This window comes from Halorubrum sp. AJ67 (assembly GCF_000513435.1).
The window spans coordinates 3,485-27,283 of the sequence record NZ_CBVY010000006.1; the positions used below are offsets into that span (position 1 = coordinate 3,485).

Sequence of the window (23,799 nt, forward strand, 5' to 3'; positions counted from 1 at the left end):
GAGCACGTCGCGGTCGCCGATGTCGCGCCCGTCGATCCAGAGCGCGTCGAAGACGGCCTCGTCGAACGCGAGCCACGCGTCGGGCGCGGTCTCGCGCACGCGGACCGAGACGATCTGGGCGGGCAGCGAGTCGACGTCCGTGCGGAGCTCCTCGGTCATCTCCGCGTCGTACTCCTTCTGTAGGCGGCGGACGTTCTCTCTCGCCTGCTCGTAGTACTCGTCGTCTTTGCCGTCGTCGGCGTCGTGGTCGATCTCGCCGTCCGGACCGCGCTTGCCCGCCCGGAGGTCGAACGGGTGCCAGTCGATCGCGAGCGGCTCCTCGCGCGTCTCCTGATACCGCGCGAGCGACTGCCGCCCGAGGTAACAGAAGGGTAGAGATCTACAATCAAGATGTAATTGTTGCCGGAGTATTGAGTAACATCGAAAACCAACTTCAATTACTTGGCTCTGTGAGAGTCCTCTTCTTCAGACATATTTGTATCCCGCACGTATTCTCTAATTATCGCTTCTTCCGGGGGTTTAAGATCCAAGATCGTCACTGCTGATATGGAGTTAGGTAGACTCCATGAGTTTCTGGTTGAATCCGGGGTAGTGTCCCGGGCACATTTTCAGTATAGTTCAGGTTCATCTCACAACGATTCTCCAAAGTTGTGGGGAAAACCACAGTAGCGTTAACAGCATCTCGTAGCACGTCGCTTACCGGCATCAGAAGACAAGCCAGTGACTGCGGAGTATCTTGTTGCAATCACTGGCTGTACGTATCGTCCAGGTCACGGTTTAAATTCAACCGTACCGTGCGGGATGGGTAGACTCATAGATGATTCGCGCCTCCGACAATGACTCCGTAGATAATCCTTACACAGATGAAGACCCCAGACCTTGGAGCGGAGATCCCCGGGCCGAAGACAAGGATCGACTCGCGAAATTCGTCGTACTTGCGGGTGGGGTTACAACAGCGGGTGCAGCTGCTGAAGCTCTCTCTCATACTCAGCAGGATTTTGAAACTGAGCAGGACTTTGCAAAAAGATTCTTTAACGACAACAAGGGTATCGTAGCGGTTGTAAAGTCCATACAAGCGAACGATCGGTTGTATGCTCACCCGACTCCGCTCTTGGTTCATTTAGTAATCAACGAGATCGGCATTTCTGGGGATGAGTTCAGTCGAATATACCATCCTAAGGGTGATGTGCGCGACGAATCATTCCTGTTTGAATGGGTCCCGTCAAGAAGTATTCGGGCACCGCCGCGCGTACTTGACGTCGGTAAGGGAATTTCCGAACTCCGGGATACGGAGTGGTTCAGAGCCAGATACCCCGAAAAAGAATTTTATGATGAGTGTCGTGATTGGGACCGTCCCAAAGACGAACTGAAGAGAATGGGGGGAAAGGTTCTCGAAATTGAGTCTGATTCGGTTCGCAAGGGGTACGCTAGGATGTTGGACAAGGACATTGAGTGGAAAAAGAAGCAGATGAACGATGGAGATGGTCAATTTAGAAGTAAGTATACTGATGCGCGACAGGCTGGTAAGCCATACGCGAAAATCAGTGAGGGGATTGAAAATGCAACACGGCTCGGGTTTCGAGTGGGTACTGTAGTGACTCTGACTACGGCACCAAAACACTTCAGTTCGTTTGTTGATGCGTTTCAGAATCTGCGTTCCTCACATCAGAAATTGATCGACAGTATGAGGAGGAAACCAATGTTTGACGGCGCACCAGACCGTGTTGGGGTACTACAGCTCACAGATTCTGGCTTGCCGCATTTACATATCTTCTTTCCGGGGATTTCACCCCCCGATTTTCCCGGTGACTGGGTAGAGAATTATTGGGCTTCCACGGCAGAGCAAGGTAAGGAAGTTGAGGTTCAGTGGGCATGGTGGTGTCCTGACCGAGGACCTCGTGATGAAGCTGGTATGTGGATTTTCGGCGAGCATGAGACTCCGATTCGTGAGTACTTCATGGAGGTACCGCGATTGCTTTTGGATGTTGGACAGGACAACGATAGCGTTTTGAGTGCTACAAAAGCAGGGAAGAGTCACTGGAAACTGGCTCTCTTGTGGGCCGTTGAAACGCAGGTCTATTTCCTTTCGCAGTCCCTGCGAGGCGATCCGGAAATCTCGATACCGTCTGATCCTCATTCAGTGCCGGATCATATACGGGACGCTTCAGTACCGGTGCGTGGTCTTGACCGAGATGGATGGCTCCGAGCGAACGCAGCATCCCAGTCTCAACCTATCCCTGACTGGATTGACAACGAAACTACCACAGATGACCATCACCTGTTGAAGATTTCTGTAAAAGAGAATAGGTTAAGCACCTCACGAGATGAATGGTTGAAAGAGCAGGCTGCGGTCGAAACAGGGCAAGAGACGAGTAAGCTAACATCGATCCTCCAGCTCTGCACTGGTTTTCTGGCTTCGGTCAAGAAACAGCTGATCTCTTGGACTACTAACTACGTATGAATTCAGTCCCAGTATTGATGAGATAGGAATGGGAAGCTCTGTTGAAATCCTCAGTAGGTTACAAGAGTCCGTTGTTAAATACAGAGCGTAAGCTCAGAATTCCTTCGATCCCAAACGACTGACATGCGATACCAAACCTATTTATGTAAATTTGAAAAACATTCTGTATGACCGAAATAGATCAGGACGACGTGTCCATACTTAACGAGTTCAACTGTGAATCATGTGAAGATGAGATCGCTCTCATACAATTCAAAGGAAAATATATGACTGTAGGGAGTGCGGTTGTTCCTGCTCTCTTCGGTGCAGGTGGTTACTCATTAGGTGGGTCTGCAGGAGTTGCTGCGCTGGGAACGGCAGCCAGTGCAAGTTGGCCCTTAGCAGCAGTCGGCGCATTACTCGGTGGCTCTGCGGTTTACGTGGCAGGGGCAACGAAAGACTCGTTGCAGTGTCCTCACTGTGACTCAGATATAGAAATAAAATAAATACAGGGTAGTCGGTACGCGCCCTGTATTCAGCGTGTCAATTCAGACCCAACAAATGATGGGCGGTTCGAACGACCGTGTTCCAGGAGTGACCCACTCTCGGAAATGGATGAGCTACCTATGGTTCAGGTAGGGCCTCCACGAATTCATCAACGAGGTTCCGGTCGGACTCCCAGTCGTCTCGTGATTTTACAGAATACTTCTGTTTCCGCGTCCACCCATTGTCCTCATTGAGCCAGACGTAGATGTTCACCTCCCTACCGCGAAACCCCTCCGAGAGGATTACTGCCTTCCACCAAGAATCGTTCTTGTACACCGTTTCTCCGTCAATTACATCGATCTTGTCATGAACCGGGAATCGGTTCGTTGGCTGTTGTACCATCGTACCTGGGAAGGGCGGTTGTAGTGATAATAGTGATCAGGGTGTTGAAATAACTGGATTAACAAAACCGGCGCAGGTTCGGCAGTTTTGGATATTCAATCTTTGAGTAGGAGCCTAAGCACCAAAAATGGACGTTCGTAGAAACAGAGCCTCTCCTCTGTCTCTGTCTCGTCTCCTGAGCGGCTAATATAGCGAAGATATGCCCAGACAGTACGTGAAGGAGTATACACAATCTGCCGGAGCTGGACCACTCCCGGAAGTTGTCAGCAAGCATGTACAAAATATATAGGTTAGATGTAGCGCAGTTATCGCATCCATTCCGCCCCACATCTACTGAATCACCTGTGCTACGCAAAGTGCGTGCTGTGATCCTGTAGTACTGAGCCAGGAATCTCGGTAACTACCGTGTGAGCAGGTCAGCGAGCGTTTTCCGTTCTTCATTAATGTCATGGTCGCTGGAGTGCGTGGGGTCGTGTAGATATATGCTCACTCCGCGACGGTGATCGTGAGTCTGGACGTTCACGATCTCGTACTCCGTCGCGTCAATCGTGCGTGCGATTGTACTACCCACGAGTTTCGTACCAGGGCGCTGTTCATGGACAACTTCGAGTTCAGTAAGGTTTGCATCGTCGGTGCGGTGGATGTCCAGTGTGCGTGGAAGAGCGGCGATGTCGTCTATGGTTTTCTTTTTGGGGGATGTGAGTCGGTCGCGGTCGATGATGCCAGTGACTGCGGGTGGGCCGCTGATCGTGTTGCCGATATTCAGAATCTCCGAGTTGGTGTCGCGGATGGCGAAGAAGATGAGTCCGGGGACGAGTAGGTCACCGGGAAGCGTGTTGAGTCGAATGAAGAAGTCACTGGGCATGGACTGAGCTGTGACTGTGACTTCGTCTGTGAAGTTGTATTTGCTGAGGATTCTCAGCGATTTGGGGAGTGTGTTTGTGTCTGTTTCAGTGGGGGCCATCACTATCCAGTACAGTGATCTGGTGGGTAAGAGTGAGCCATGCCCATGGTGAAAGTATAAGTAAAGTGACTAATATTAAAAACACCGAAAATTCTGGGGGAGAACATGACTATAGTTACTGGGCTTGATATAGTTTCAGGCGTGGAGACGCACGGTTCTCTCCCCTACAGCGTTGTCAGATCAGTCCGAGTTGTTCCCGGAGATCGTCCTCATTCAATCCTTGCTCAAGCAGGTGTGGATAGTACTGTTCATGTTTCTTTAATTTCTCTCCATACTGCTGTTGGTACTCAATATTGAGCTGTAAGTACGTAGCTTCGATTTTGGCTTTGATCTCGTCGGGGAGATAGAAATTGAGATTCGCTCGGTCTCGAACGGATGTTCCACCGACCCACTGTAACCGTGGTTCAAAAGTGCCATTTTGATCTACGATCTCCTCCGTTTCTGACGTTTCTGACGCTTCCAACGTTTCTGACGCTTCTCCTGTCTTCGATGTCTCTTCTGCTTCTGGTGTCTCTCCGGAGGAACTTACATACCGATCCATTCGCTCAGTTGGCGTGCGTTTTCCCCGCTGAGAACTCTCATCGCCATCAGACATCGCGACAACCCCCGATGACTGCCTCTGCAAGCCGGCGATACTCTGATTCCATGCCACTCGTCTCCGAATGCACGAATGTCGACACACCCGCCGATTCAGCACGCTGTAGGGCCACCCGAGTTCGAATACCAACGACCGGAACACCAAGGTCGTCCAACCACGAAACCATCTCCTTAGATTCGCTATCAGGGCGGATTGCATTACACACAACAGCGGATACCTCAGGCACCCCACCAAAATGATCCTCAAGTTCATCGAGTTGATCCAACAGGAGGGTGATTGATCGCTTCGACGATGATCGCGCCTGGGCAACTGGCACGAGTTCATCTCCGGCGAGGACGGCACTGTCAGTCACTGGCCCGAGTGATGGAGGCGTGTCAATCACAACATGGTCCCAGTTCCCCCCTTGGCTCTGAATCCATGCTCTGAGGTTCGTCGGATCTGTGATGTCCTGACGTGCCATGACCATCTGGCGGTGAGCTGGGATCACATCCATCTCGTCATGTTCTTGAACGAGATTATTGATGTCGGGATCACCGTCACTGGAACCGACGAGGGCGTCATAGATACCCTGACTCTCGCTCATGTACTCCTCCCGAAAGCCAAGTGTTTCCGAGGCATTTCCTTGCGGGTCAAGATCTACGAAGAGAACGTCCGAACCGGTGACTGCAAGCGCACCAGCGAGATTGATTGCAGTAGTGGATTTACCGACGCCACCTTTCTGCATCGCAACACAAATCACGGAAGCCTTTGAATTAGGCATACCATCCGGCATCGCCTTTCCGGGCTTAAACCCCTGGAGCAACGACACCAGTCATTGAACAGATTGGATGGTTTCGGACACCCAATCTTTGTGAATACATGAATTCTGGTACCCCTTCGTTGCGACTGGAAATGCACTGGAGGCAGGCATTTAGAATCGTAGCTCTGATGAAATCCTCCGCAATTAATAGATGCCCTCAATTTCTCAGTACGGGAGGCTCACGAACCGGTCAGTACAGGGGACTCATGAATCGCTCAGTACAGAGGATTCCCAAATTGATCAGTACAGTTAGCATGAACAGTTACCTGAAATCCACGGCAGATTGGGAGTTAACACATATATTCGACAACTGTGTATTCCTCCTTAACATCCGATTCTGTGGCGAGTGTGGTACGATGATGTACACAGAGGGTGACACGTGGATGTGCCGCTCCTGTGGGAACGAGTAGTCGCGGGACTCGCAAGCGGAGGCGGTGATGGCGATCCGAGACGGACAGTGGGACGATGGGGCACCGGTTGTGGCCGACGCGACCCAGGACTCCATCGAGACGGTGTAGGAGCCTGTCCTGCGGACGGCTGCGACAGTGACCGCGCCACCTCCGGGGTGATGCCGAAGCCGGGCGGCTCCTACGAGGTTCGGCTGTTCACCTGTATCGAATGCGGCCACAAGTGGCGCGATTCTTGACTCCCCAGTGGCCCAAACTAATCAATTCACAGGCACTTGACTAACTGTTTCTGCGAGAATATATCTGAAGAAGGGGATTTCAACAGAGCCTTCAATCCTTACCTGAACACCGCCATTTATTCGATCCAAATCATTAGGACGTCTCCTTACAAACGGAAATTAATGGGTATTGACAGAGATGACGTAGAAGAGCGTGTTGAAGACCGGGCTGACGACATCGAAGACCGATTAGACCACATTCCTAACAGTTACAGTATGCCCGATTTAGAAGATATGACAATCGGGTCGGCCAAGGAATTCCGTCTTGGCATAGTCTTCCTCGATATTGCTGGGTTCACAGAATACGCCAGTAGCAACGATTACGAGGACGTTCTCTTCATGCTCAATATGTTTGTCCCTGAGATGATGGAGACTGTTAAGGAGAATGATGGATTCTTTGAGAAGAATACAGGAGACGGAATATTGGTGTATTTTGGTGCCGGGCAAGAAGATGCTCAAACCGCTCATGATGTGTTGGAGTATCTTGCTGACGTGAAACTGGTGTTGGCGAACTATGTGAACCCGTGTCTTGAGGACTATGGAATTGAGCCAATCCAGATTAAAGCAGGGGCAGCCTTCGGAACAGTCTATATCTCCCGTATTGGTGTACATAGTCTTAACAGACGGACTGCAGTCGGAACCGTGGCTAATGTTGCGTCCAAATTGGAGGACAAAGCCGATGGTCATGAATACTTCGTGAGTCACGGGCTACGCAAATCCCTTAGTCCAGACTGCGGATGGGCTGAATACCTCACCGATAAAGGGTCGTTCGGAAATTATCGGTGGGGGAGCGACTCAAGCGGGTGGGAAGACACCCATTACTATGCGTTCACAGGTGGTTGGGCCGCTACAGAGTGGGATAATCTAAAATAAGATGGCTGGTATGACCAAGGCTGAACTGGCGGTACAAACTCGGGACCATTTAAATAAATATATCGCGGCAGCCGATCAAAAAGCGTCAATTCTCCTCACCGGCCAACTTGCCTTCCTCGGTCTTACTGCCACTGCCGCAAAAGGTATAGTCAATACAACCGGAGACGCCCTGTACTGGTTTAGTCTTGGGACGGCAGTGGCGGGTATCATTGCTGCCGGTCTCGCCATCGTCGTCATTTATCCCCGAACACCGAGTCCCGATAAGGGGTTCATTTTCTGGGGGAATATTATGGCCCACGACTCACCCGAGGAGTTCCAAGCAGCATTCGACAATTTCTCGGAGTCAGATGTTGACGGAGAGGTGGTTACGCAGAACTATATGCTCGCTAAAGTAGCGGACAAAAAGTACGGCTATCTTCGTTGGTCTCTCCGGGCAACAATCCTGATGATACTGCTTGCGAGCATTGGAGGAGGTTTGTACGTCACGTAGACCAACAGAGAGAGTTAAAGAGAATTCATCGAGGTTGGGAATAGTCGTAGTTATCCGAGAAGCACCACGCCGCCCGTATTGGTGACCTCAATATCGATCCCATTCGGACCACTCACGTTCGTCACATCGTAGGCCTCCTGCTCGGTCAGTCCGTGTTCATCGACGAGGATAGTCCGTACTGCACGGACTGGCACGTCACCATCCTGATTGAGTTCACCATCGTACGACTCAACTATCTCAGGGATGACTTCGGAGTGGATGTGGGACGTATCCATCTGATACAGCGTTTCTGTAGGATTTAGTTAAAAGTTCTGTAGAATATGTTTGCCTCCCCCTGCGGTCAGTATAGGTCGTGAATCAACCACCCAGTGCGGGATGTTGGTGGTCGTCTTCCCACGGCTGGAAATCAAATACTTCGTACTTCAGGTCATTGTGTTGAGTAAACTTGAGCGAGAAATCTGCCTCGAAAGCATCATTCTCCGAAAATTTGTTTATGTACTCGATGGAAAGTTTCCCGTAGATAACATCTCTATCCTTCTCTAATTCGGACGCTACGATACTGGCGAGCGAATCTTGGTTCTGGGTGCGTGACCCACTACCGAGTACTCCTTTAGACTCCGCCTCAAAGCTGATGTTAATCTCGGATGGGCGGATTGAGGATGCTCTTGTCTTCTTCTCTGTCCCATCACCAAGTGACTCAATCCTACGTAACCCTCCATGGGCGGTCTGGACTGGTCCTTCCCCGCTTAGTTCATAGAGGTCGATTCTCAAATCCATTGATGTTGCAGGGCCGCCTCCTACATTTGAGACATCTACCTGGATGAATTCGAAATTGTCCGTCATATTGAACTCGCTAATCTCCAGTTGGGGTATTTGTTGATACCGGAGAACGCGGTGCTGCTGTTGGTACAATATTACAAGTCCCAATGTGAGAAGAGTGCTTGCAACAATCGATAGAGCCTCCAATCCTATACGGCCAAATTCAAGAAAGACAAGAGGGAGAGCCGTTAAGAACACTGCTACCCCGAAAACAATCAGCCAGTGAGACCGAGTCAAGTTCATTAACGAACTCTAATCTCATCACCACTAATTTCTAACCCATCATTGAATATACAGGGGAGATCTTACGGCTGTTTCAGATGTGAATATGTCTGAAAAAGAGGATTTAAACAGAGCCATTCAGGGCTGAATCACTGTGTTTCCGGGAGCTGAATTCATTTCCCCGGAGTCACTGGGTCGGTGTATGGAATCCACCGATGGTATACATAAGTGGGTGGAGCAGACGACTGTATACGACCGGGTACGGTTAATCTCCAGTACTGTTTCTCAGCCTCGGTCAGTACAACATATTGCGGATGAGGCTTGTGTCTGTGAGGTAACAGCGCGCGAGTATCTGGATCGACTCAGTGATCTGAATGTACTTCTGAAATCGGAGCAAGATGGAACACCGGTCTATTCGCCAGACCTGCTCCACACCCGAATGAAAACACTCCGTGACCTCTTAGAAAATCACACTCACGAGGAGTTACTTCAGCTAAAACAGAGCTACGTTCTCAACTCAACGACGAAGACATATCCGGGCGAGAGTCGGAGCTTGTGGAATATCGACTGTCGCTGGTCACCGACGCAATCGACTATTACTCGCAAAACAAAAGCCCGTGACTGAATTCTTCCTGTGGGTTATATGTCAATCAGATATACGAGTAGGTGGGGACGTGTGACACTGATTTAGCCGGGCTGCCTCCTACACGCACCCGAGCCACGTTCCCGTTTACTGATTCCAAGTCGAAGTGGTATCTGGGTTGGAAGTTGCTGCCAACGTCTGGAGTCTTTAGGACACCGATTTAAGAGTTTAATCGTGGGTTTCAGTGACTCTAACGGGATTTTAGTTGATTCCGTTTCGGAGCTGATCGTCAAGCCACGGATCCTCCCGGTACATATCCCGCACCACCTCTTCGATTTCATTTGTTATCGTGATTCCTGTGTAATTGCTGACTCCCAGTTCTGTAGCCGCCATTCTCCTCGTCATCTCCGCGTTCAAATAGCCAATCGTCACTTCGAGAGCTTCTGCGAGCTTTTCATCGCCGTGTTCTCGGCGGAATACCCGGATGTCGTCTCGGTGGTTGGCGGCATCGAGAATCTTCTGGAAGGTTACGGTGTTCTTGATTTCGTTGGTGCTTGTCATGAAGTATCATTCGTGTGCTTCACGGATTAGGAATGGGATGGTACGTGATACTATGACATGATCCCAGCTACCTGTGCTGCGCACCGCGACTAATGTGTCCACGGTAGGGGAATCCCGAGTCCACACCCAATAGATCCAAGTATGGGTACAGAGTTGTACACAATAGCGACTATGCCCGAAACCAAGAAAACTACCGTTGTCCAAGACAGTGATGGCTACTACAGATTGCGAGTTCCGAAAGCCCTGGGCGACGCGATGGATCTCTCCGATAAAAAGGTGGAGTGGTCGGTTGAATCGTCGAAGAAGCTCAGTATCACAAAGATAGACGAATGAACAGGGCTGTCAGAATCATCCGGCAGTCGCAGGGATCGGAAGACAGCATCTCTCTCAAACAGCAGCGTGAATCGACCCGAAAACTCGCTGACGACCTTGGAATCGATCCCGACACTAACCTCGACACAATCGACCTCGGAAACTGTACAGGGTTCTCTTTGTTCCACAAGAACGAATCAGAAGACCGGTTGGACGATCATCCTCGCATACAGGAACTCATCGAGAATCTTCGCAGCGGGATCTGGGACTACCTGATCGCACATGATGATACGCGCATTGCCCGAGACCATTATTTTCACGTCATCGAACACGCCGCTCTGGAAGGCGCTTGTGACCTCGAATTCGTAGTTGACGTGCCACAGGACCGATTGACATTCAGTATCCAGCGTGCTGTCGAATCTCGTGTGAAGCGCAAAGAGATAGAGCGTGCAAAACAAGCTGTCGAACACCGAGTTGAGAAAGGGTATTGGCAGGGAGCGCCTCCGTTCGGACTCCAGTTTGACGATGATGGTCAGTTTCTGATAAAAGATCAAAAGGAGTGGTCGACTATTGAGCAGGTTTTTGTACTCCACGAGCAGGGCGAGTCATACCGTGGAATAGCCAAAGAAATCGAGGATGTGTCGAAGAGTGGTGTCGGAAAAATAGTACGAGACAACCGTGAATTGTACCTGACGCGGTTAGATGCTGATCACCCTGCTGTTTCCAGTGCAGATTAACGCAGTGACTGCGACTTTTGATCGAACCACCGAATTATGTGGGTAGCTGCAGTCACTGAACTGGAGCAGAGTCAGTACCTCATAATGCGTCCTCAACTGGCTGATTCTGAAGCAGGTATTTGATGAGTAGACTCCTCGCAGTCGATGAACTACGGACTTGTGGCTTGAAGCAAGCGGTCAGCTGCCATATCTCTCTTTTTGTTCTGATCTCCCCAACCTCCAACGAAGAGGTGAATTCTACCTGTGGTTTAAATTCAAGACAACCAGAGCGCCTTTTGTAATGTCTAAGAGTCGCTCTCTCTCAAGCGGTCAGCCGGAGCGTGCAGAAGTCGATGCTAAAGTCAGTTGCCCCATCGTCTGCGGCGACTACTATCGTGCGACTGGGTTCTTTTTCAAGACGGACGCTGGGACGTTCCTTGTCACAGCACGTCACAACGTACTTCCGACCGAACTTTCGCAAAGGCTTCCGGATGGGCAGTCTCAGACAATTTTCACTTCGGAGAGAACACTCCCCGAGATTACGATCTATCTCCGAAACGACGCTGATTGGGACGTGTTCCAGACGGACATCCGAGAAGCAGAAGACGTTCGTCAGACCCCGGATATTGATGTTATCGGTGTTCTCGTGGATTTTGACCCCACTGAATACGGGTACTGCGTCTGGACTGAAGACGACATCATTAGTGAGCCTCCCACGGAGGACGAGATTGATGTTGTAGGTTATGATGGTATCTCATTCCCCTCTCCGGAGCAGGAACACGATGTTGACATCTATCGTCGCCAGCTGGGACTCCCACGAAAATTGTCTTTGATGAATCCTCTTGACTCAACGGATCCGATGCCAACGATTGTATTAGCCGGAGTAGATCCGGGTGCTGAGGGTGAATACACTGGGCTGAGCGGTTCTCCCATTCTCGGTGAGAGCCTCGTCGGCATTCACGCAGGTGATAGTGGCGTGGGACCCATTGATGGAATGAAATCTGGGGATGCTAACCGGGTCATCTATTCCCGAGCAGAGGTCTTGTTAGAACTGCTCACTGAATAATCCGCCTACAGTGATCACGGGTAGTACGATGTCCAAACGAAGTCAAATAAACTTACATTCAAACAATGTATGAGCTTTGGGGCATCTAAGCTCGGAGGGGCAGTAAACAATCTTTAATCCTGTACTCCCGAGATTTTGCTCACATCCACCAGCGTTCACTTGGAAAATCCGTTTTCTTTCTTTGGAAAACGATCTCCCGGTCACCTACCAAATCTCTATGAGAATACCGTGGAGCTACGACGTCGGATAGTGGAACATCAGATTCCATCAAGTCAGGGAACTGGTCGAGATTCCGGGATCTGTTTTCGGTACTATGTGGTTTAATCCGGTCGGGTCGATCAAGTGACGATGGCCTTAGGATACGTACCTTCCAGCTTTCAGCAATCTCCTCCGCATCCCCGGTTAGGCACATATTCGTAGCTAACACCGGCTCCGCATGTAGCGAGAACGAAAATGCAATCAACCTCCACATATCCTTCGGCATGATTTTTTCGTCAGTCTCTGTATATTTACACTGAACGTATAATTTCTGTGGCTGGTTTTCTCCTTGATACCGCGCAATCACGTCGCCTTCAAACCCCCATAACCACGCAGTTCGTTCGGCCTTGTATCCTGCCCTAATCAATGAATTACGGACTGCTTCTTCCCATCTTTTCCCGATACATTTGGGCACCGGCTGCTGCTCTACTATCTTTTCTGGGTCAGAGTTTGATGAACCCATACACGCACATACCTACACATACGTAAAAAGATTTTCCAAATTATTCCAGTTATTTTCACAATTCTGCCGTTTGGTAGCACGTTTTGTGTATGTATGTGTGTCTCTGGAGTCTCCAAAAACGAAAGTCACAAAATAGGATAGGGTCGTTAGTCACTCAATTCAGATACCGACTTTTCGAATTGAGCCAAGTGTGTTCCACCTGTTTTACCTACTCCGTCCATTCCGCCCGCTCCGCTGAAAAATATCGTGCGGGATCTCCATCTAACTCAGTTACTACTTACACTGGCTGGCTTCTTCATACAGACCTCTGTTTGGGAAATGAAATTCCAACAGAACCAGAGACCCCGTAGCTCACGGCTCAAGATTATCCTTGAGCGGGTAATATACTCCGAGATCTGCGTCTAATTCCGTCACTACATACTCACTTAGTGTGGCGACCAAACGCCGCGTTTCTAACAGCTCTGGAATCCGGTCTGGATTTCGGGTCGCAGCCGACTCAAGTTGATCGAACCGTTCTTCGAGATCGTTGAGGCGGCGCTCAACTCTCTGAAGCCGAGCTTCTGGTGAACGGATGTCTGTCGAATTCGGATCGAGATCCCATTCCTCAGCCTTTTCCACGCCTTCCTCGGTGAGTGTCGCCCGCTTCGGGGGAATCGGCGTCGACGCGCGTTCGTCCTTATCAATATCCGCGAGTTCGGCAGCTCCGAGTTTTTCGATCCGTCGACGTGCGCGGTCGTTGCTTTCGATGCCCGTGACTGATCGGACTTCGCTGGTGTTGAGTCGGTGGTCGTCTTGGCGGTACAGCGCATCTAAGACACGCAGTGAATCTCCATCAAGATTTGTTCCGTTGTGTTTCATTCTATATTCGGGTGTGTAGAAGAAGTCGGTATAAGAGTTGGGCAGAATTCTACGCGAACCGCGTATTGAACCGATCAGAAAACAGGAGAGTATATCATTCACACACTCACCGGGTTGCGCGTAACGGTAGCGTGTTGCGCGTCGATCGCAAAACGCAACCAATTTACAATAGATCACGAGCCGACGCACGTAACGCGACAAAACGCCTCGTATACTAAGGCGGGAAATGAGGGAGGAAAGGAAAATCAGGAGAAAGACAGAGAGAAAGATCAGAGATCAAGAGGAAAACGGGGCGAGAGAGAGCGAGAGCGAGAAGAGGAGAGGTGAAAGGGAGACGAAGAAGAGAGGAGAAAAAGGTGGGAGAGAAGAAGGAGAGGAGAGTCAAGAGCGGAAAGAAGAGAAGGGGTCACGGAAGGGGAATAGGAGAATAAAAACAAGAGGAGAAGTCTGGACTGAAGAGACCAATCACCCCCAGAAAAGCTGTAGCTGTCATCGCTGTATTGCTGATTGATGACGGAAGCGACCGTAGAGAGCGCCCCTCAAGGCATCACGAACACACGCATGAACGAACGCGCGGCGGCGTCGAGGATTGCGTGGAACGTGTCCGTGTGCTTGGTCTTGGCCATGTCGGTTGCATCTTGCCGAGTAACTGAAACCCTGTCCCCGAGTACACGGCTAACCGTCTGAATCTCGCTTCCGTGCCTTCAGAAGCATCTTCGTAGCCGACGTTTCTCCGTCGGTTTCTTCGGCTGCGAGCGCCCCGCGTATCTCCGAGGGGCGTTTCACGGGTTTGACCACGATCTCCCCGTCAGCCTCGACAAACCGAACGCGTCCCGGCGTGTCAATGTGGAGCTTGTCGCGGAATTCTTTGGGGATTGTCGCTTGCCCTTTGCTCGTAACGTTGACGGTTGTTCCGTTTTCTGAATCGCTCATATGTAATAGGTATGGGCCGGTAATACTTCGTTCGCTCTTGTGTAGCACATTGTTGATTTCAGAGAGTGGCTTTGACGGCATGTTTGAGCGCTTCTCGTCCGGGTTTGCGGTAGAGTTCTCGTCTGAGTTGGAACGCTCGGAAATACTGTGTGAGACGGTCTTTTGAGATGCCTCGATGCGGCGAGAGCCACCGTCGCGCCAGCGACGCGTGGCTCTCGCACGTGTTCACGTGGACCGTGTCGGCGGCGTACTCACCGTCTCCGTGAACGACGTATTCCCGGTCGAAGCTCTCGTCTTCCTCAAGCGGATCGTACGCGCGAAATCCGTCGGTATAGACGGTGAGAGGCTCCTGCTGGCGGTCAGCCAGCAGGAGCCGAATCGTCGATTCGTCTGCAGATTTCGCCGGCACGATGTACCGCCGCTCGGTGCCGCGATCCACGAGGACGAACACCGGCGGTTTGTCCTGTTCATACGTCCCGCGCCCGCGTCGAGAGAGGCCACGAGAGCGCGACCAGCGGTCGCGCTCGCGGCCTTTTAGGCCGGCAGAGACGTAGAACTCGTCAATTTCAACCGGGCCACGGAGATCGAGTGACGGCGCGTCGAGCGCTTCGGTGAAGCGCTCGACACGCCTGTGGATCGTTTTGTAGGTGACCTCGATTTCGCACTGTAACTGTCTGAGACTCGTGTTAAACCGCAAAAACGCGTAGATCGAGAACAACCATTTGCGGAGCGCAATCTTCGAATGAGCGAAGATCGTGCCGGTCTTATCGTTGAACGTGCGGTCGCAATCCTTACAGAGATACCGTTGAAAGTGTCCATAGCTGCCGTTTCTGACCGTTCGGTCAGAACGGCAGCGAGGACAGGAAACACCGTCACGCCAGCGAACCTGTTGGAGCAGGTCCGCTGCGACCGATTCCGACCCAAACACATCTAGCGGAATCATCCGTGTCGGACACCGCTGACGCGGTGTCCTTGTCCTCTTCGACTCGGCAGCTACAGCTCAGCAGTATCAACAATCTCCTACAGAAGAGCGTACTTCGTTTTTAGTATGAGTTGAGTCGCGGTGTGGGGTGGGAACAATCTGGAGTTATCGTTCAGGTTGGACACTAACGTGTTATTTTATTAGGGTAGTATGGCTGAGCAGATCGTCGCTGATTAGACGGATGGATCCACACAGGTGTAGTCACTGGAGCCGAACTTGGGCTAGGTGTGTAACTGGTCGGCGTGTTCAATTATCGCGTCTCATTGTCACTGGGGATAGTCAGTGACTTCCAGCTTGGTGAATAACGGCATATTCTATCGAGGGTTTAAATTACAAGATCATGGATAAATATATGATGACATCACAAATTGAAGCCCAAATCCCACCACTCGTACAGATCAAGGACGCGGTTACTGCAGGATACGCTGTAAGCCTGTACATCGCCGAACGAGACAAAGGACCCCACGGAAAACGTCTCGCGGTCTTAGAGATCGATCCGGACTACCGAGTCGAGTGCGTACTCAATCTCCAAGATTTCGGGTTCCAAGAGCAAACGATGGAAGCGATGTACACTGTGCCGATAGAGGGTACCCCGCTAATGGTTGACTTGGGAGAAATTGAGTCAGAGTCTGTACTCCGAGAGTTCCTCTCGTGTCTCGGGGTCCGTGAGAACCGCAGTAAAGCCGAATGAGGTTTTGCGAAACCGCTACCAGAAAACGACTGGCTACTACCGCTTCAGTGACTCAGGCAATTCACATCGACTTCAGCTCCTCGTTACTCCGTACCCATTCTTCAACCTTCTTGACACCCTCCTCACGTGAAACAGGTTGCTTGACACTATCTTCAATACCTCTTTCACTCACTTCGGTCAGTTTATCGATGGTGTAGAGCGAAAGCCGCCCAAGATCCTGCGGAGCGCCAGGGTCATCTTCCACGCCGAGGCTGAACTGGGCATCATCAATCTCTACCGCATCAATTTCTTCAACAGCAGCCGCCAATTCTCCTTCCGTTGACGTGGTGTTCACGGTGAACAGGAGACTGGAAAAGTCTTCATAGAGGGCGAGAAAGCAGATGTGGTGAGAAGAAAGAACAGAGATCTGAGGAGAAAGAAGTGAGGAGGATCGAGAACGATCAGAGCAAGCAGTTACCCGCTGGAAGTCTAAAGTGTAGTACTTAGCTATACGATTTCTTCGAGGCCACCGAAATCGTTTGTCTGGGTACTAAAGATGAATAGGAGACAGTCGCCGTTATGGAGATTGACCTTTTGAAGATGGATGTGGTCCAAATTCCCATTCCGTTCCATAACTTTCTCTCGGATCCGTTGATTACGTTCTGAGTCGAACCGGCCCCCATCAATGGGCTTGATTTGCTGTTGTTCTTCATCTATACCGCCGACTAACAACCGCGTATCTCCGTGAATTTCCTTTGAGATCCGATCTGCAATTTGGTCTTCATCATCTGCACTGGTAAACCAGTCGCGTGCTTTGAACTCGATGACTGTGTCCTCGTCGCGCAGAATGACTCCTTCAGCGTCCAACCTTTTGCTGTATTTCCCCGCTAACTGGCTGAAGAAGTGACTGAGGGGCGATTCCACCCATTCCGAAGCAACGGAGAAAATAACATAAGAGAGGATATTGGTGAGCTGATCGCTGGTCCCTGCCTTCTGCATTCGCCCGTAGACGTGGTTCAGCTTTTCCAGGTCTTGAGCGTCTGTCTCGTTGAATATCTGGAAGCTACCAACTCGGAATGCGTCTTTAGAGAATGGCCTTCCTGCGTGATATACCTGTGTCTCAGTTCCATCGTTAAACTGCCGGGTGAGATCGACAAGCCACGATTCCGCGATCTCGATCTTATTGCTGGCGAAGGCAATATTGAAATCGTCATGCTCTTTCAGAACAAGGTTTCGTCCGTTCTTACCTTCTGTGACACAGTTTTTGTTATCGTATAACTTCGACTGAAACGGCTCCATCGAGCTGGCAACTTGATTGAAGTGTTCCCGATAGGATTTGACTTCGTAGTAGAGGCTGTGGAAGTCCTGTAGAAATTTCTCTGTATCATCATAGATCTGATTTCCGAACTTAACCTGTGTCACGCTATACTCGTTATTTGGCGTTCGTAGTACTCCCTCGATGAGTTGGTGATTTCCTTCGGGTAGGAGGAATTTCTCCTCAAATTCATCTCTCGTATATTGGAATGCACAGGTGGAACCATCTATCTCGGTGAAAATCTGTACTTCACCAGCATCCCTGTATGCTATCTGAGAGTCACTGATACCGAGCCAGCCTGAGAGCGATTTAGTCTGATGACGCTCATAGTGTCGGACAATGAGTTCCTCGTCATGCTGACGGAACTCGGCGTATTTGTTCACGTTGTCGGTATCAAGTAGCCGTTCGATCACGTCGACGTTCTTCGTGATCGACTTCTGTTTCGAGTCGGTATGGCAAATAAAGATTGAATCGGCGGTAACGATGAGAACAGCGTACTTCCCTTGTTGTCGGGCGCTGGTCATCATATTGCTACAAAAGTCGTTAACCAGCATGGCACAGCTCTGGTCGGCATGCTCGGGATAAGTATCGAAAATTGCTCCAATGAGCATTTCGGGGTTAGGTTCCATATCTAACTCCGAGAAGTGGTGTTCCCCAGTCTGTGCCTCGAACCCATCAAGAACTTCGTTGAAGTTCTGAACCGGCTCTGATTCGGTGATTGTCCGGTTGTGGAGGTCGGAGTTCTGTATCTCCCGGTAGTAGACGTAGATCGGGCTTACACTTCTCTCAAAGAGATGTGATTGTTCCATGAGCGGGATTCTTTGTTCATGATTCTGTCGGTGTCATGAAAAAACTTGGTAGTAGACTGACTTTCCAGTTAGAAGATCCATTGAAGCATGAGGTAGGCTCTTATGAATTGGGGGCAAGCAAATCGAGTATGCGTCTTGAGCGAGATACCAGGCAAATGATTGAGCAATTTGCTTCTCAGCCTGGTGTAGAGTCTGAAGAATTCGATTGTAAATCAAAAGAATTAGTCGAAAGATCGAGTGGCCGGGAGAAGCTCGTGAAGGTCCTTTCGGCAATGGCTAACCAAAACGGCGGGACAGTGATTGTCGGAATTAGGAAAGAATCAGACGAAAGTTTGTTGATTCAGGGATTCTCCGTGGATTCAGAAGTTATTCAACACATTACGCACACCGCACTTGAATACACCAATCCACCTATCTCAAAGCTTCTTGACCTCAATTTCGTAGAATATTCTGGAAAACATGTTCTTCGGATTGACGTGGACGAAGCCCGAGAGAAACCCATTCAATACAAAAATGGGGGCGACTACGTCCCATGGATCCGAATTGGCGATGGTATGGACAGGATGAGTCGCGACCAGATGCTGTCATTCTTTCAAACTCGTGAACGGGAGAAATACAGTATATTCGCGTCTGAGATCGAACAGCGAATAGAAAGTAGTCTCGATGTCGATAGACAGGAAGACACACCTTCTCTGGAATCTCCGCGAAATTGGCTGATTACAACGACAGAAGGACCGTCAATGGTTGTATTCGGTGAACCAGGACTTTCCCATGATTTTGGCAAATCAGTTCTGTACCACGTCGAGGAGCGAATAAACGCGACTACACCTGAAGAAATATCCCGCGTATTTGATGTACTTGAACAAACGGTTATTGGGGACCTTATCCCATCGAGATTGGGATACGCAATTAAATTAGGTGAGCGACAAGTGATGGGTCGTGACCACCGATGGTTCGTAGAAGACCTCGAAAATATCGAGAACACGATTGAGCTATTAACCAAATCACACGACGAAATTCCTGTGTCAAATGCTGTTCCAGAGGACCCAAAACCAATCGCGGTTGCCTATGCGAGTTGTCCGGGTGGCATATTCTGGTTTGAAACTCAGTGGAGGGATAGTCAATTCATGCGAACAAGGTGTGGCTTCGTCTTTACCGATCTACCTTTCAATGATAGTCCGTATCACTCGTTCTTCTCGGAGTTTGGTAGACAACCAGACGTATACAAACAACAGAGTGGTCAACAGTTACTAACAATCTCTGGTCGACCACAGCATCTTAGTAATCCTCAAGTCGTGGACATCAGTGCCCATCCCAATGCGCAGGAACAAATGTTAGTCGATAATCCGTACTATCACCGGACAGACGAGCTTGAAAATCAAACTCAGGGAAGTATCCCTGAGTACCTCATTAATCCCTTAGATGGAGTCAACCGCTTGCCCCTCTCGATAGCTGGAGGGTACACGGAGAACGAAGACAGAGTAGTTGAACTTGACAGCATGACTGTATTCTCAAAGAACCTTCTGCTGGAAACTCTGTTCATCTCGGGGTGGTGTCGTCAACGACGCACTTAGGTTCTGTAATTGCTGTTACAAGCTTCTCAACTTGACGAACTCAAAGTACTAATTGTAATATGCTGATTGGATTTTCGATGACTGGATTGAACACTGTCAGCCTCATCGATTCTGACATACGAGGTCTGCGCCGCTCATTCCCAAGGCCTACGCATTCGCTCAGATCATCAATACAATTGATGTGATAGACTTGCTGGCTAAAGTCGCACCATCTAAGGATTTCAACAGAGCCGCTGATTAAAGATCCTGCTCCGAGAAAATCAGATTCGCACTATTTGTCTCCAACCATTCTGAATTGTCTTCGTACTCAGGATCGTATTCAGCGACGATCGACCAAAAATCGTCAGTATGGTTCTGTTCACGGAGATGGGCCAACTCATGGATTAGAATATACTCAACCACATCTGGTGGAGCCATCATCAATCTCCAATTAAGACCAAGCGTCCCTGTCGTCGAACAACTCCCCCATTTCGTCCGTTGATTCCGGATCTCGATCCTGTCATATTCAACGCCCATCTCGTCGGCAAGTTGATCAGCTCGGTCCTCGAAGTATTCACGTGCCTTCCGACGATACAGTGTTTCCAAGGCGCGCTGGATGGAAGTCTGTTCAACGTGGTGTTCTGCCAGCCGGAAAGCGTTCTCGGCAATCTCAGATGACGGACGTCGTTCGACAATGACCTCAAACTCCTCTCCAAGATACGGAAAGGTCTCACCCGGTTCAAATTCTCGATCAGGAACCTGCTCACGGTAGGTATCATACTTTTGCTTCTTTTTGATTACCCACGCTGCGTTCTCCAAGAGAAGCTCTTCTGAGTCCGTGGTGGAGTCCTTAGGAAGAACGACTCGAACCCCGTGTATATCCACGTCAATCCGTGGTTGGGTTGCCTCGTCGCTGTGTCGTACCTCATAGGATATATCGCGGTTAAGAAGAGTCACTGTCCGAGAAGCCGTCTCAGGCATAGTTGTTGATCAGATAGTCTCGGACGGCGTCAACCAAGGTGTCGTCGATAAGATCGGCTCGTTTGTACTCAACAGCGACCACGTCAAGAATCACTCTTTCAATGTCCTGTTCGGTAGCCTTGTTCGTCTCCCACCCCGGGTACGTGCAGTCAACTTGATTTTCAAAGGTTTCCACGATCGTTGTAGCAATTTGTCTTGCCGTCTCACTCGATTCAAATTCTTCGTCAAGCTCCTCGATCAAGTGTGTTTGAATAGCAAACCGGGCGCGTTCAGCAGAATCGTCACCGGCTTCTTGTTCAACGTCGAGAACCTCCTTCTCGACGGACTTGAGCGCCTCCACCGCTTCCGGATCGGAGACCTCGCCACCTTGCCAACGTTCGACGATCTCAGTCACTCGTTCACTCAGGCGCTTGTATCGGGGGTTCTGTCCCGTTCGTGGATGGAGGTGATCCTGTGTGGCGTGGGCGATTTGTGAGGCCTTGACGCCGGGATTATCCAGTCCCTCTACGTCTTCGAGATACTCCTCACCGAGTTTGTACGTCGGAAAGTCGTCGCGGATCTCACCCACATCAACGTTCTCGTTGAGAATCTTTCGAGTCTTCTCTCGCATGTCGTCTTCAGGGGCCTCTTTCCCGGATGTTGTGCGTTGGAAGGCCACCTGAATGCGGTTCACCCACTTGTATTTGTCTTGGATCCCTTCCTCGATGAGGCGGCGATCGGGAGCAACTGCCTCGTACAGATTCTGAAGCCGACGGTAGCCCTGCTTGAATTCGCGGCGCTCGGGATGTTTGCTGATCCGTGAAACGGCGGCGTTTGCGGCCTCTTGTGAGTCATCTTTGTCTATCCCCTCGAAGATCTCCATGACAGTCTCCAGCTGGGCTTTGAGGTCGGTGAACAGTTCCTCCTTGTCGCGGGCGGCATACGCCTTGGTTTCGGCGTCGTAGTCTAACGCCTCATCTATGTTCTCGAAGACGCCCTGGAAGTCTACGATCTCGCCGTTTTCTTTGCCCTCGGCGGGGCGGTTAGTCCGGGCAATCGCTTGCATAAGGTTGTGATTCTTCAGGTTCCGATCGAGATACATCGTCTTCAGGATCGGAGCGTCGAAGCCCGTCAGGAGCATGTTGTGAACCACAAGGAGGCTCGGATTCTCGTCCGGTTCCTTGAACCGCTTCACAATGCTGTCGCGTTCCTCAGGGTCCGTGTGGAACTGCTGGATGAGGTCCGGATCGTCTTTGGTTGATGTGTACAGTACTTCGACGGCGTCCTCACTACGGCGCTTCTGTAGCCGCTCACCGTACATCGCCGCCGACCGACGACTTGGGGTGACGACCATTCCCTTCCAGCCATTGGGCGCGACGTTTTCCGAGTAGTGTTTGTCTATCTCTTCGACGGCGCGCTCGACGCGAGGTTCCAGCTCGGCCATAGTCCGGCTGGTCACATTTTCGGTTATGAAGTCTCGTTTCTCCTCGGTCGTCATTGTCCGGAACTCTCGCTCAAACTCCTCGTCAAGCGCGTCTTCAGAGACCTCCCATTCCATCTCGTGTCGGAGCGTGAAGTAGACGGGAAGGATCAGGCCGTCGTCGATCCCCTGTTTGACGGAGTAGCGGTGGAGGTAGTCCTCACCTTCGGGACTGAACTCGCGGAACGTGTTGCGATCCTCGTGACGTTCACCTTCTCGAACGGGAGTGCCAGTGAAGCCGAAATGCGTACAGTCGGGAAGGGCGGCGTCGAGACGGCTTCCAAGGTCAGCCTCCATGAATCGGTGGGCCTCGTCGGACATGACGATCACCTCGTCGTTCCCTTGGGTGTCCGGCTCCACATCTTGGAACTTCTGGATGGTTGTGAGGACGAGCTGACTGCTTCCTTCCTCAATCAGTTCTTGGAGATGCGCGATGGATTCGGCTTCCGTCCAGCGTGCCATCGAGAGGTTCGACAGCTGGTCCCGCATTTGGCTGTTGAGCTTGTCTGTATCGACGATAATGAAGACCTGGGGATTTCGAACGGCGTTCCCAGACAAGAGGTTCTCGGCCGCGTACAGCATTGTGAACGACTTGCCCGACCCCTGTGTGTGCCAAATGAGTCCTCGGTCATCGACGCCTTTCCGGACACGATCGAGAATGCGATTCACTGCGTAGTACTGCATATATCGAGGAACTATCTTGGCGTCTCCACCGGGTCGCTCCTCGAAGAAGATGAAATTCTTGAGTACGTCGATCAGAGTCGCCGGGTTACAGAGGGCTTGGACCGCCTGCTTCATCTCGTTGTCTTCGTCTGCGTATTCTTCGGGAGGATCTTTCCACGGTTCGTAGAACTCGGTAGGAGCGCCCACAGCCCCGTAGCGGAGTTCCATGGTGTCGGCGGCGATGTTGAACAGACCGGGAACGAACAGCCGTGGCACGTCGTTCTCGTATGCGTGGAGATCGCTAATCGCGTCGTAGTAATCGTTGTCCTGTGCGAGACTCTTGAGTTCCATCGTCACGAGCGGAATCCCATTGACGAATAGAGTTACGTCCGGTCGGATGGTGGTTCTCCGAGAGACCGAAAACTGGTTGACGGCGTGGAAACGGTTTGCGTCCAAGTTGTCGAAGTCGAACAGGTCAACGTAGACGGTTTCCTGTCCGGCGCGGCCGTTCTCGAGTGTGAATGTTTTCCCCTTCGTGAGTAGCTCGTGGAACTCTTGGTTGCCCGTAAGAAGATTGTCGTGGTCAAGATCACGGCGGAGTGAGATGAGGAATTTCTCGACGTTATCCTCGGTGATCTCATCGTTGAGTTGGACGAGTTTGTCGGCCAGTAGGTTCCAGTAAATGACTTCGTTGCTTCGTCGGTCGTAGGTCGAATCAAGAATTTCTGCGCCCCGTCCGCCATCCATACCGTGTGTCTCCCAACCGACAGCGTCGAGCCATGAGAGGAGGGACCGTTCGACGCCGCCTTCATTAGGTACATTAACCATAGAAACGAGAG

The 23,799-nt window shown here is 50.8% G+C and carries 27 protein-coding genes and 1 pseudogene; 11 read left to right on the forward strand and 17 right to left on the reverse strand.

Annotated features, from left to right (window positions below):
- Window positions 1-411 (reverse strand): DsbA family protein (locus tag BN903_RS07225; RefSeq protein ID WP_048077196.1); only part of this gene is annotated, 411 nt, incomplete at its 3' end.
- Between the two features lie 406 nt (window positions 412-817).
- Between BN903_RS07225 and BN903_RS16600 the strand changes: the two genes are divergently transcribed.
- Entirely contained in the window at window positions 818-2,461 is a 1,644-nt protein-coding gene (locus BN903_RS16600; protein WP_154018081.1) for a hypothetical protein, read from the forward strand.
- Between the two features lie 167 nt (window positions 2,462-2,628).
- On the forward strand, window positions 2,629-2,946 hold the full coding sequence (locus tag BN903_RS16605) for a hypothetical protein (RefSeq protein ID WP_154018082.1): 318 nt from the start codon (window positions 2,629-2,631) through the stop codon (window positions 2,944-2,946).
- A gap of 118 nt (window positions 2,947-3,064) precedes the next feature.
- On the opposite strand, the gene BN903_RS07235 is transcribed toward BN903_RS16605, so the two are convergent.
- The 4 genes from BN903_RS07235 to BN903_RS07245 form a co-directional block, all read right to left on the reverse strand.
- Window positions 3,065-3,328 (reverse strand): hypothetical protein, encoded by a 264-nt coding sequence (locus BN903_RS07235; RefSeq protein ID WP_048077113.1) that lies wholly within the window; start codon window positions 3,326-3,328, stop codon window positions 3,065-3,067.
- Window positions 3,329-3,728: 400 nt separating this feature from the next.
- Entirely contained in the window at window positions 3,729-4,292 is a 564-nt protein-coding gene (locus BN903_RS07240) for a hypothetical protein (RefSeq protein WP_195155740.1), read from the reverse strand.
- A gap of 175 nt (window positions 4,293-4,467) precedes the next feature.
- On the reverse strand, window positions 4,468-4,887 hold the full coding sequence (locus tag BN903_RS16610; protein WP_154018083.1) for a hypothetical protein: 420 nt from the start codon (window positions 4,885-4,887) through the stop codon (window positions 4,468-4,470).
- Window positions 4,880-5,650 carry a ParA family protein gene (locus BN903_RS07245; protein WP_048077115.1) on the reverse strand — a complete coding sequence of 257 codons (771 nt, stop codon included), beginning with the start codon at window positions 5,648-5,650 and terminating at the stop codon, window positions 4,880-4,882. The genes BN903_RS16610 and BN903_RS07245 overlap by 8 nt, the downstream gene beginning before the upstream one ends.
- Window positions 5,651-6,018: 368 nt before the next feature.
- Here BN903_RS07245 and BN903_RS18020 point away from each other — a divergent pair.
- From BN903_RS18020 to BN903_RS07260, 3 genes and pseudogenes are all read left to right on the forward strand, one after another.
- A pseudogene (locus BN903_RS18020) lies at window positions 6,019-6,335 on the forward strand (RPA12/RPB9/RPC11 RNA polymerase family protein).
- Window positions 6,336-6,497: 162 nt separating this feature from the next.
- On the forward strand, window positions 6,498-7,247 hold the full coding sequence (locus BN903_RS07255; protein WP_048077116.1) for an adenylate/guanylate cyclase domain-containing protein: 750 nt from the start codon (window positions 6,498-6,500) through the stop codon (window positions 7,245-7,247).
- A gap of 10 nt (window positions 7,248-7,257) precedes the next feature.
- Entirely contained in the window at window positions 7,258-7,737 is a 480-nt protein-coding gene (locus BN903_RS07260; RefSeq protein WP_154018084.1) for a Pycsar system effector family protein, read from the forward strand.
- A 50-nt stretch (window positions 7,738-7,787) separates the two neighbouring features.
- Here BN903_RS07260 and BN903_RS07265 read toward each other — a convergent pair whose 3' ends face one another.
- The 4 genes from BN903_RS07265 to BN903_RS07275 all read right to left on the reverse strand — a co-directional run bounded on the left by BN903_RS07265 (window position 7,788) and on the right by BN903_RS07275 (window position 9,922).
- Entirely contained in the window at window positions 7,788-8,012 is a 225-nt protein-coding gene (locus BN903_RS07265; RefSeq protein WP_048077118.1) for a hypothetical protein, read from the reverse strand.
- Window positions 8,013-8,094: 82 nt separating this feature from the next.
- Entirely contained in the window at window positions 8,095-8,799 is a 705-nt protein-coding gene (locus tag BN903_RS07270) for a hypothetical protein (protein ID WP_048077119.1), read from the reverse strand.
- Between the two features lie 274 nt (window positions 8,800-9,073).
- Window positions 9,074-9,211, reverse strand: coding sequence for a hypothetical protein (locus BN903_RS17350; protein ID WP_195155742.1), 138 nt, complete (start codon window positions 9,209-9,211; stop codon window positions 9,074-9,076).
- 411 nt (window positions 9,212-9,622) lie between these two features.
- Entirely contained in the window at window positions 9,623-9,922 is a 300-nt protein-coding gene (locus BN903_RS07275) for a hypothetical protein (RefSeq protein WP_048077120.1), read from the reverse strand.
- A 171-nt stretch (window positions 9,923-10,093) separates the two neighbouring features.
- Between BN903_RS07275 and BN903_RS15740 the strand changes: the two genes are divergently transcribed.
- The 3 genes from BN903_RS15740 (at window position 10,094) to BN903_RS07285 (ending at window position 12,016) form a co-directional block, all read left to right on the forward strand.
- Window positions 10,094-10,255 (forward strand): hypothetical protein, encoded by a 162-nt coding sequence (locus BN903_RS15740; RefSeq protein ID WP_228841058.1) that lies wholly within the window; start codon window positions 10,094-10,096, stop codon window positions 10,253-10,255.
- Complete coding sequence (locus BN903_RS15745; RefSeq protein WP_079890608.1) at window positions 10,252-10,971, forward strand: recombinase family protein; 720 nt, start codon at window positions 10,252-10,254, stop codon at window positions 10,969-10,971. Before BN903_RS15740 ends, BN903_RS15745 begins: the two co-directional genes overlap by 4 nt.
- Before the next feature lie 280 nt (window positions 10,972-11,251).
- Window positions 11,252-12,016 carry a hypothetical protein gene (locus BN903_RS07285; protein ID WP_048077122.1) on the forward strand — a complete coding sequence of 255 codons (765 nt, stop codon included), beginning with the start codon at window positions 11,252-11,254 and terminating at the stop codon, window positions 12,014-12,016.
- Window positions 12,017-12,155: 139 nt separating this feature from the next.
- Here BN903_RS07285 and BN903_RS16615 read toward each other — a convergent pair whose 3' ends face one another.
- The gene (locus BN903_RS16615; RefSeq protein ID WP_154018086.1) at window positions 12,156-12,737 is read right to left on the reverse strand and encodes a hypothetical protein; all 582 of its coding nucleotides are present in this window, start codon (window positions 12,735-12,737) and stop codon (window positions 12,156-12,158) included.
- 351 nt (window positions 12,738-13,088) lie between these two features.
- Window positions 13,089-13,595, reverse strand: a complete 507-nt coding sequence (locus tag BN903_RS07290) for a hypothetical protein (protein ID WP_048077123.1) — start codon at window positions 13,593-13,595, stop codon at window positions 13,089-13,091.
- Between the two features lie 226 nt (window positions 13,596-13,821).
- Between BN903_RS07290 and BN903_RS16620 the strand changes: the two genes are divergently transcribed.
- Window positions 13,822-14,106: a hypothetical protein gene (locus BN903_RS16620; protein ID WP_154018087.1), complete on the forward strand. Its 285-nt coding sequence runs from the start codon at window positions 13,822-13,824 to the stop codon at window positions 14,104-14,106.
- Between the two features lie 164 nt (window positions 14,107-14,270).
- Here the strand turns inward: BN903_RS16620 and BN903_RS07295 are convergent, their stop codons facing one another.
- Both BN903_RS07295 and BN903_RS07300 read right to left on the reverse strand, forming a co-directional pair.
- Window positions 14,271-14,528, reverse strand: a complete 258-nt coding sequence (locus tag BN903_RS07295) for an AbrB/MazE/SpoVT family DNA-binding domain-containing protein (RefSeq protein ID WP_048077124.1) — start codon at window positions 14,526-14,528, stop codon at window positions 14,271-14,273.
- A gap of 58 nt (window positions 14,529-14,586) precedes the next feature.
- Window positions 14,587-15,471, reverse strand: a complete 885-nt coding sequence (locus tag BN903_RS07300; RefSeq protein WP_048077125.1) for an IS1595 family transposase — start codon at window positions 15,469-15,471, stop codon at window positions 14,587-14,589.
- A 391-nt stretch (window positions 15,472-15,862) separates the two neighbouring features.
- On the opposite strand from BN903_RS07300, the gene BN903_RS07305 reads away from it, so the two are divergent.
- The gene (locus BN903_RS07305; protein ID WP_048077126.1) at window positions 15,863-16,201 is read left to right on the forward strand and encodes a hypothetical protein; all 339 of its coding nucleotides are present in this window, start codon (window positions 15,863-15,865) and stop codon (window positions 16,199-16,201) included.
- Between the two features lie 61 nt (window positions 16,202-16,262).
- On the opposite strand, the gene BN903_RS16625 is transcribed toward BN903_RS07305, so the two are convergent.
- Together BN903_RS16625 and BN903_RS07315 are read right to left on the reverse strand one after the other, a co-directional pair.
- Window positions 16,263-16,535 (reverse strand): hypothetical protein, encoded by a 273-nt coding sequence (locus tag BN903_RS16625; protein WP_228841059.1) that lies wholly within the window; start codon window positions 16,533-16,535, stop codon window positions 16,263-16,265.
- Between the two features lie 152 nt (window positions 16,536-16,687).
- Entirely contained in the window at window positions 16,688-18,304 is a 1,617-nt protein-coding gene (locus BN903_RS07315; RefSeq protein WP_048077128.1) for a hypothetical protein, read from the reverse strand.
- A 155-nt stretch (window positions 18,305-18,459) separates the two neighbouring features.
- On the opposite strand from BN903_RS07315, the gene BN903_RS15750 reads away from it, so the two are divergent.
- Window positions 18,460-19,878, forward strand: a complete 1,419-nt coding sequence (locus tag BN903_RS15750) for a helix-turn-helix domain-containing protein (RefSeq protein WP_195155743.1) — start codon at window positions 18,460-18,462, stop codon at window positions 19,876-19,878.
- A gap of 237 nt (window positions 19,879-20,115) precedes the next feature.
- On the opposite strand, the gene BN903_RS07320 is transcribed toward BN903_RS15750, so the two are convergent.
- Both BN903_RS07320 and BN903_RS07325 read right to left on the reverse strand, forming a co-directional pair.
- The gene (locus BN903_RS07320) at window positions 20,116-20,838 is read right to left on the reverse strand and encodes a M48 family metallopeptidase (RefSeq protein WP_048077129.1); all 723 of its coding nucleotides are present in this window, start codon (window positions 20,836-20,838) and stop codon (window positions 20,116-20,118) included.
- A complete protein-coding gene (locus BN903_RS07325; RefSeq protein WP_048077130.1) occupies window positions 20,831-23,788 on the reverse strand; it encodes a type I restriction endonuclease subunit R in 2,958 nt (985 codons plus the stop codon). Before BN903_RS07325 ends, BN903_RS07320 begins: the two co-directional genes overlap by 8 nt.
- Between the last annotated feature and the right edge of the window lie 11 nt (window positions 23,789-23,799).

Coding starts and splice junctions, on each gene's coding strand:
- BN903_RS16600 (WP_154018081.1), top strand. CDS start 818: ATGATTCGCGCCTCCGACAATGACTCCGTAGATAATCCTTACACAGAT.
- BN903_RS16605 (WP_154018082.1), top strand. CDS start 2,629: ATGACCGAAATAGATCAGGACGACGTGTCCATACTTAACGAGTTCAAC.
- BN903_RS07235 (WP_048077113.1), bottom strand. CDS start 3,328: ATGGTACAACAGCCAACGAACCGATTCCCGGTTCATGACAAGATCGAT.
- BN903_RS07240 (WP_195155740.1), bottom strand. CDS start 4,292: ATGGCCCCCACTGAAACAGACACAAACACACTCCCCAAATCGCTGAGA.
- BN903_RS16610 (WP_154018083.1), bottom strand. CDS start 4,887: ATGTCTGATGGCGATGAGAGTTCTCAGCGGGGAAAACGCACGCCAACT.
- BN903_RS07245 (WP_048077115.1), bottom strand. CDS start 5,650: ATGCCTAATTCAAAGGCTTCCGTGATTTGTGTTGCGATGCAGAAAGGT.
- BN903_RS07255 (WP_048077116.1), top strand. CDS start 6,498: ATGGGTATTGACAGAGATGACGTAGAAGAGCGTGTTGAAGACCGGGCT.
- BN903_RS07260 (WP_154018084.1), top strand. CDS start 7,258: ATGACCAAGGCTGAACTGGCGGTACAAACTCGGGACCATTTAAATAAA.
- BN903_RS07265 (WP_048077118.1), bottom strand. CDS start 8,012: ATGGATACGTCCCACATCCACTCCGAAGTCATCCCTGAGATAGTTGAG.
- BN903_RS07270 (WP_048077119.1), bottom strand. CDS start 8,799: ATGAACTTGACTCGGTCTCACTGGCTGATTGTTTTCGGGGTAGCAGTG.
- BN903_RS07275 (WP_048077120.1), bottom strand. CDS start 9,922: ATGACAAGCACCAACGAAATCAAGAACACCGTAACCTTCCAGAAGATT.
- BN903_RS15740 (WP_228841058.1), top strand. CDS start 10,094: ATGCCCGAAACCAAGAAAACTACCGTTGTCCAAGACAGTGATGGCTAC.
- BN903_RS15745 (WP_079890608.1), top strand. CDS start 10,252: ATGAACAGGGCTGTCAGAATCATCCGGCAGTCGCAGGGATCGGAAGAC.
- BN903_RS07285 (WP_048077122.1), top strand. CDS start 11,252: ATGTCTAAGAGTCGCTCTCTCTCAAGCGGTCAGCCGGAGCGTGCAGAA.
- BN903_RS16615 (WP_154018086.1), bottom strand. CDS start 12,737: ATGGGTTCATCAAACTCTGACCCAGAAAAGATAGTAGAGCAGCAGCCG.
- BN903_RS07290 (WP_048077123.1), bottom strand. CDS start 13,595: ATGAAACACAACGGAACAAATCTTGATGGAGATTCACTGCGTGTCTTA.
- BN903_RS16620 (WP_154018087.1), top strand. CDS start 13,822: ATGAGGGAGGAAAGGAAAATCAGGAGAAAGACAGAGAGAAAGATCAGA.
- BN903_RS07295 (WP_048077124.1), bottom strand. CDS start 14,528: ATGAGCGATTCAGAAAACGGAACAACCGTCAACGTTACGAGCAAAGGG.
- BN903_RS07300 (WP_048077125.1), bottom strand. CDS start 15,471: ATGATTCCGCTAGATGTGTTTGGGTCGGAATCGGTCGCAGCGGACCTG.
- BN903_RS07305 (WP_048077126.1), top strand. CDS start 15,863: ATGATGACATCACAAATTGAAGCCCAAATCCCACCACTCGTACAGATC.
- BN903_RS07315 (WP_048077128.1), bottom strand. CDS start 18,304: ATGGAACAATCACATCTCTTTGAGAGAAGTGTAAGCCCGATCTACGTC.
- BN903_RS15750 (WP_195155743.1), top strand. CDS start 18,460: ATGATTGAGCAATTTGCTTCTCAGCCTGGTGTAGAGTCTGAAGAATTC.
- BN903_RS07320 (WP_048077129.1), bottom strand. CDS start 20,838: ATGCCTGAGACGGCTTCTCGGACAGTGACTCTTCTTAACCGCGATATA.
- BN903_RS07325 (WP_048077130.1), bottom strand. CDS start 23,788: ATGGTTAATGTACCTAATGAAGGCGGCGTCGAACGGTCCCTCCTCTCA.